Genomic DNA, 6,000 nt, shown 5'->3' with positions numbered 1-6,000 from the left:
ACGGCCCATCCATGGGCCGAAGCGCTTGACGGGCTCCTGCCCGTCACCTCCCTCCGCAAGACCTGCGCTCGGCCTCCTGAAGTCGCATTCTGCGTCGCCTGAACTACCGCACACTTAGAAGCGAAAAGCGAAAAGCGAAAAGCGAAAAGCGAAAAGCGAAAAGCGAAAGCGGAATGACTCGCAGGCCTGCGCTCGGTCATTCCCATGCCGTGACTTTTCACCTATTGTCGATTCTTCCTTTTCCAAGCGATTGGCAAACCATGGAGAAAGTCATCGTCATCACTGGCGCCAGCCGTGGCATCGGCGCCGCCACCGCGCTGTTGGCAGCCCGGCAGGGCTACCGCATCTGCATCAATTATCACGCCGACGACCAGGCCGCCGATAACATCCTGGCCCAAGTCCGTGCGCTCGGCGCTGAGGCCGTCGCCGTGCGTGCCGACGCCAGCGTCGAAGATGAGGTGATCCAGCTGTTCCAGCGCGTCGATCAGGAACTTGGCCCGGTCACCGCGCTGGTCAACAATGCTGGCACCATCGGCCAGCAGAGTCGCGTGGAGGAAATGTCAGAGTTTCGCCTGCTCAAAGTAATGAAAACCAATGTGGTCGGCCCCATGCTCTGTGCCAAGCACGCACTGCTGCGCATGGCCCGGCGGCACGGCGGCCAGGGTGGCGCCATCGTCAACGTGTCCTCGGTCGCCGCACGTCTGGGGTCACCCAACGAGTACGTCGACTACGCCGCCTCCAAAGGTGCCTTGGACACCTTCACCCTTGGCCTGGCCAAGGAAGTGGCAGGCGAGGGCGTGCGCGTCAACGGCGTTCGCCCGGGTTACATCCATACCGGCTTCCATGCCCTGTCAGGCGACCCCAACCGCGTGGCCAAACTTGAACCAGGCCTACCCATGGGCCGCGGCGGGTACCCTGAAGAAGTCGCCGAGGCGATTCTCTGGCTGCTTTCGGACAAGGCGTCGTATTCCACTGGCAGTTTCATCGACCTGGGCGGCGGCCGCTGATCGCTGCCCTCAGGGCAGCTCATCGGCAAGCAATTGGCGCACGCGTTCGGCCAATGCATCCAGATCAAACGGCTTGGTCAGCACGCTGGTCCCTTGCAGCAACTGACCATCGCTCAATGCCGCGCTCTCGTCGTAGCCGGTGATGAACAACACTTTCAGGTCGGAGTAGACAAGACGGCATTGCTCTGCCAGTTGACGGCCATTGAGGCCATCGGGCAAGCCGATGTCGCTGAGCAGCAGGTCCGGGCGCTCGCATTGCTGGAGGTGAGCCAGGGCGGCCGGGGCATTTTCAAAGGCCTCGACCTGATAGCCCAGCTCCTCCAATACGTCGCTGACGACCAGGCGCAGGGCCGCCTGATCCTCGACCAGCAGAATGCGTTGCCCGCTTGAGCGGCTGCTGTCCATTAATGTCCGCTTGGGTTCGCGGATCTGTTCCCTGGGTTGTTCGTGGTGGCGCGGAAGGTACAGCTTGACCCGGGTGCCCTCTTCGGGAGTGGAGAGCAAACGCAACTGCCCCCCCGACTGACGGACGAAGCCATACGTCATCGACAGGCCGAGACCGGTGCCCTGGCCCATGGGTTTGGTCGAGAAGAACGGATCGACGGCCCGCACCGCCACCTCGGCACTCATACCGCAGCCGTTGTCGATCACACTCAGGCATACATAATCCCCCGGGCTGAGTTCCAGAGGCTGTGCCAGTTCAATGTCGAGGACAATGTTCTCACCCACGATATCGATCGTGCCGCCTGAGGACAGCGCGTCGCGGGCATTGATGCATAGGTTGAGCAGGGCACTTTCCAGTTGCGGCGGGTCGATGAAGGTCGGCCACAGTTCGCTGTCGAAACGGCTACGCAGCGTGATGGACGGGCCTATACTGCGGCGGATGAGATCTTCCATGCCGCTGACGAGTTCCGTGACCTGAGTGGCGAGCGGTTGCAAGGTTTGCTGACGCGAAAACGCCAGCAGTCGATGCACCAGCGATGAGGCCCGCTTCGCGGAGGTGCTGGACAACTCCAGCAAGGGGTCGAGATCCTCGTAACGCCCTTGGCCCAGGCGTTGATGCATCAGTTCCTGTGCGTTGAGGATACCGCCCAGCAAGTTGTTGAAGTCGTGGGCGATACCGCCACTGAGCTGGCCTACGGCCTCCATCTTCTGAGCCTGGCGCAGCGCTTGCTCGGCATGAGCCAGACGCTGCTGATCCTGCACCCGTGCACTGACGTCATAGGCGAACAGGTAGGCGCCCTGCACATCCCCCTGCGCGTTGCGCAGGGCGTTGAAGCGCAATTCGAAGTGGCGTCGATTCGACTCATGGCCAAAGGCTTCGGTGATGGTGAAGTGTTCGCCTGCCAGCGCGCGTTGCCACAACGGCAGGATCAGGAAGTAGTCCTGCAGATTGGCGCCCATCAGCGCGGGCATGTGATCGCCGACGTGTGGCGTGCACCCGTACAAATTATGAAAGTCCTGCTGCGCCTGGCGATTGACCGCCAGCCAGCGCATGCCTGCATCGACCACATGCACGTTGACCACGCTGTGGTCTACCAGCTCGGCAAATAACCGACGCTCGGCCAATGCTTCGCTGACGCGCCGTTCCAATTCTTCATTGAGTTGCTGCAGGGCCACCTCGGCTTTGCGCCGTTCAGTCACATCCTTGAACAGCACGGCGACCTGGCGCCGTTCGGCCGGCTCCACGCGAAACGTGGTAACCGACAACACGTGGCCCGTGGCGACCAGCTCCTGCTCGAACTGCAGCGGCTCACCGGTACGCAGCACCTTGCCATAACGCGCCACCCAGTCGTCGGCCTCGTCGGGGACCATTTCGCGCAGCTTCTGGCCCACCACGTTGGGAATCCCCGCGTGCTTGGCGTAGGCCGCGTTGGCGACGATGTGCACGTAATCACTGAGCGGGCCGTGCGGACCATCGAAGAACTCGATGACACAAAAGCCCTCGTCCATGGTGTCGAACAGGAAGCGGAACAGGTCATCACCCACCGCCTGCTGGTGCACCAGGGTTGATTCAAGTTCAGCATTGCGCCGTTGCAAGGCGTCGACCTGCTGACGTAGTTGATGCAATTCGCGGTGGGGCATTGGGGCGTCCGGCACAGAGCAGTACGCAACTTTAGCGTGCGCGCCCCGGCGGCGGCTAGAACGATCGTATGATGCGCCCCAGGGTTTCCATGGCCCGCTCGGCATCGTCGTGCCAGGGGCTGCCGTAATTAAGACGTATGCAGTTACCAAAGCGTCGGGTCGGCGAAAAGATCGGCCCTGGCGCGATGCTGATGCCCTGGGCCAAGGCCATGTGAAACAGCTTCAGCGCATCCATCTGCTCGGGCAGCTCCAGCCACAGGAAGTAGCCGCCGGACGGCTGGCTGACCCGTGTCTGCGCCGGAAAATGCTTGGCAATCGCGGCGAGCATGTTGGCCTGCTGACCTTCCAGGGCGTAGCGCAGTTTGCGCAAGTGGCGGTCATAGCCGCCGTGTTGCAGGTAGTCGGCAATAGCTGCCTGGGCCGGCATCGAAGCGCATAGGGAGGTCATCAGCTTGAGCCGCTCGATCTTCTGCGCAAAGCGCCCGGCCGCCACCCAGCCGATGCGATAGCCTGGTGCCAGGCTCTTGGCGAACGAGCCGCAGTGCATGACCAGGCCCTGGGTATCGAAGGCCTTGGCCGGTTTGGGCGCCTGCTGCGCGTAGTACAACTCGGCGTAGACATCGTCTTCGATCAGCGGCACCTGGTGGCGCCGCAGCAATTCGACCAACGCCTGCTTCTTGGCCTCGGGCATGCTCGCACCCACCGGGTTCTGGAAGTTGGTCATGCACCACACCGCCTTGATCGGGTGCTTGTCCAGGGTCTGGGCAAGCGCGGCCAGGTCCATGCCTTCGCGCGGGTGTACCGGGATCTCCACCGCCTTGAGCTTGAGCCGTTCCAGCACCTGCAGGCAGGCGTAGAAGGCCGGCGCCTCGATCGCCACCAGATCGCCCGGTTCAGTGACCGCCTGCAGGCACAGGTTCAACGCTTCCAGAGCGCCATTGGTGATCAACAGTTCTTCCATGGGCAGCATCAGCCCACCGACCATGTAGCGCAAGGCGATCTGCCGACGCAACTGTGGGTTGCCCGGCGACAGGTCAGTCACCACCATGCGCGGATCCATCGCCCGGCTGGCGCTGGCCAGAGAGCGTGACAGGCGCTGCAGCGGAAACAGTTCGGGGCTGGGGAAGGCCGAGCCGAACGCCACGGTGTTGGGATCTTTGATCGATTCGAGGATGGAGAACACCAGGGCGCTGACATCTACGTCAGTCGATTCGCTCAGCGGTTCCAGGGGTTGCGGTTCACTAAACTGACGCGGCGCATGGGCATTGACGAAGTAGCCCGAACGCGGCCGTGCGCGGATCAGCCCGCGGCGTTCGAGCAAGTAGTAAGCCTGGAATACCGTCGACGGGCTGACCCCGTGGGTCTGGCTGGCGTAGCGCACCGAGGGCACGCGCTGGCCGGGGCCGAGCACCCCGGAGCGGATCAGTTCGGCAATGTCGTCGGCAAAGCGTTCGTAACGTTTCATGAGGGCTCGGCAAGCAAGGTGAACAGTAAGTGTAAGGGATCAGCGGTTGAGCGGCGCCACGAAGCGGCTGCGGGCCACACTGCGGATAGCTGGCTGATCGCTGTCCTGGATCTCGAAGGCCAGTTCCTGCGAGCTGCTGGCCGGGCGTTCGGCGAGCAGGGCGACCGACACCGGCACCTCGCTCATCTCCCCGGCGGGAATGACGAAGTCGGTCTTGCCGTGCAGTTCGAAACCCTCGGCATCGATCAGACGCAAGTGATAACGCTGGCTGAGTTCGGTCTTGTTGATGACCTTGAGCAGGTAGATGTTCTCGATCTGGCCCTGGGCGTTCTCGCGGAACAGGCCACGGTCCTTGATCACGTCCATCGATACCATGGGGCGCAATTGCAAGGCGGCCACCAGGGCGCCGATCATCACCAGCAAGGCGACGGCGTAGCCCAGCAAGCGCGGGCGCAGCCAATGGGTGGTACCGCCTTGCAGGCTGTGTTCGGATTTGTAACCGATCAGGCCGCGTGGGTAACCCATCTTGTCCATGACATTGTCGCAGGCATCGATGCAGGCGGCGCAGCCGATGCAGGCCATCTGCAGGCCTTGGCGAATGTCGATGCCGGTCGGGCAGACCTGCACGCACAAGGTGCAGTCGATGCAATCACCCAAATCTTGTGCGTGGTGGTCGCTGCCTTTCTTGCGCGGGCCGCGTGCTTCGCCCCGGCGCGGGTCATAGGCCACGGCCAGGGTGTCCTTGTCGAACATCACGCTCTGGAAGCGCGCATACGGGCACATGTGCAGGCACACTGCTTCGCGCAGAAAACCGGCGTTGATATAGGTGGCGCTGGTGAAGAACACCACCCAGAACAGCGCCACGCCGCCCAGTTGCAAGCTGAACAGTTCCTGAGCGAGGGGGCGGATTGGCGTGAAGTAACCCACGAAAGTCAGCCCGGTGAGCACACCGATCACCAGCCATAGGCCATGCTTGAGCGAGCGGCGTGCAAGCTTGCGCAGGCTCCAGGGGGCGGCGGCGAGTTTGATGCGTTGGTTGCGGTCGCCTTCGCTGATTTTCTCGCACCACATGAACAACCAGGTCCACACGCTCTGCGGGCAACTGTAGCCACACCAGACACGGCCGGCGTACACCGTAATGGCGAACAGGCCGAAGGCGCAGATGATCAGCAGTGCCGACAGCAGGATGAAGTCATGCGGCCAGAAGGTGGTGCCGAAGATATGGAATTTGCTGCTGGACAGGTCCCACAGCACCGCCTGACGTCCGTTCCAGTTCAGCCAGGCGGTGCCGAAGAACAGCACGAACAACAGGCCGGCAAAGCCAATGCGCAGGTTGCGGTAGAGGCCGGTGAAACTGCGAGTATGAATGCCGGTGGCGGCGGGCCGCCGTGGGGCGGCCAGTTCGATAAGGTCGATTCTGTCGTTCATGGCTACGGTGCTCAT

At 62.5% G+C, this 6,000-nt stretch carries 4 protein-coding genes; 1 reads left to right on the top strand and 3 read right to left on the bottom strand.

The features are described from left to right. The first annotated feature begins 260 nt into the window (after positions 1-260). Complete coding sequence (locus ACZ6YA_RS17675) at positions 261-1,007, top strand: SDR family oxidoreductase (protein ID WP_465898393.1); 747 nt, start codon at positions 261-263, stop codon at positions 1,005-1,007. A gap of 9 nt (positions 1,008-1,016) precedes the next feature. Here the strand turns inward: ACZ6YA_RS17675 and ACZ6YA_RS17670 are convergent, their stop codons facing one another. From ACZ6YA_RS17670 to ccoG, 3 genes are read right to left on the bottom strand one after another with little or no spacing between them, the layout of a single operon-like run. Then, positions 1,017-3,092: a PAS domain-containing protein gene (locus tag ACZ6YA_RS17670; RefSeq protein ID WP_465898392.1), complete on the bottom strand. Its 2,076-nt coding sequence runs from the start codon at positions 3,090-3,092 to the stop codon at positions 1,017-1,019. 55 nt (positions 3,093-3,147) lie between these two features. Beyond that, on the bottom strand, positions 3,148-4,557 hold the full coding sequence (mapR, locus tag ACZ6YA_RS17665; protein WP_465898391.1) for a GntR family transcriptional regulator MpaR: 1,410 nt from the start codon (positions 4,555-4,557) through the stop codon (positions 3,148-3,150). Between the two features lie 39 nt (positions 4,558-4,596). Continuing rightward, complete coding sequence (gene ccoG, locus ACZ6YA_RS17660) at positions 4,597-5,985, bottom strand: cytochrome c oxidase accessory protein CcoG (protein WP_465898390.1); 1,389 nt, start codon at positions 5,983-5,985, stop codon at positions 4,597-4,599. Between the last annotated feature and the right edge of the window lie 15 nt (positions 5,986-6,000).

The sequence above is a fragment of the Pseudomonas sp. NPDC090752 genome (assembly GCF_055584805.1).
This window is presented reverse-complemented; position numbering and strand designations above follow the sequence as displayed.